At 62.9% G+C, this 979-nt stretch carries 2 protein-coding genes; one reads left to right on the top strand and one right to left on the bottom strand.

Translation table 11 applies throughout. From position 1 onward, the window contains the following. The coding region (locus AC1DH9_RS29845) for a LysR substrate-binding domain-containing protein (protein ID WP_477809415.1) at positions 1–228 on the top strand (228 nt) is incomplete at its 5' end. Positions 229–245: 17 nt separating this feature from the next. On the opposite strand, the gene AC1DH9_RS29850 is transcribed toward AC1DH9_RS29845, so the two are convergent. Further along, positions 246–979: M24B family metallopeptidase (locus AC1DH9_RS29850; RefSeq protein WP_477809416.1), on the bottom strand; the 734-nt coding region annotated here is incomplete at its 5' end.

The raw sequence follows: 979 nt of genomic DNA on the forward strand, positions 1-979 counted from the left end.
CTATTGGGCGGGCTAGGCATTGCGCTGTCGCCGGTATGGTTGTTCAGCGAAGACTTGAGGGCCGGTCGGGTGACCGCGATCTTGCAGGACTACCGCGCGCAATCGTTGCCGATCCATGCAGTGTCCCCGGCCAATCGTCGCCAGTCGGCCAGGGTCAAGGCGTTCGTCGACTATATGAGTGAAGCACTCGCCCGCGCCCCCGAGCTTGCGCCGCCGTCCGAAGACTGACGGCGCAACAGCGCGACTCAGATCGCCGCGGTTCGGGTGTTTAACCACGCCAGTGCAGCACCATCGAGCAACGGACTCAAACGCTCACGAACTTGCGCGTGGTAAGCGTTAAGCCACTCGCGCTCGTCCTGAGTCAGCAACGAAGGCTCCAGACAACGGGTGTCGATCGGGCACAAGGTCAGGGTTTCGAACTTGAGGAACTCGCCAAACTCGCTGCTGCCTGCCTCACGGTTCAACACCAGGTTTTCGATTCGCACGCCCCAGCGACCTGGACGATAAGTGCCCGGCTCGATCGAGGTAATCATCCCCGGCTGCATCGCGGTTTGCGGCGCCGGTGCGGCTTGGTAGGCAATCACTTGCGGGCCTTCGTGAACGTTCAGGAAGTAGCCGACGCCATGTCCGGTGCCATGACCATAATCGACGCTCTCCGCCCAGATCGGCGCACGCGCGATGGCGTCGAGCAACGGCGAAAGAATGCCGCGCGGGAACTGCGCACGGGACAAGGCAATCACGCCCTTGAGTACGCGCGTACAGTCGCGTTTCTGCTCGGCGGTCGGCGTGCCCACCGGCACCATCCGTGTAATGTCGGTGGTACCGCCCAGGTACTGGCCGCCGGAGTCGATCAACAGCAGACCGTCGCCTTCGATCACCGCGTGCTCTTCTTCGGTCGCGTGGTAGTGCGGCATCGCGCCGTTGGCGTTGAAGGCCGCAATGGTATTGAAGCTCAGCGACACATACCCCGGACGACGGG

The organism is Pseudomonas sp. 05T35, from assembly GCF_056396605.1.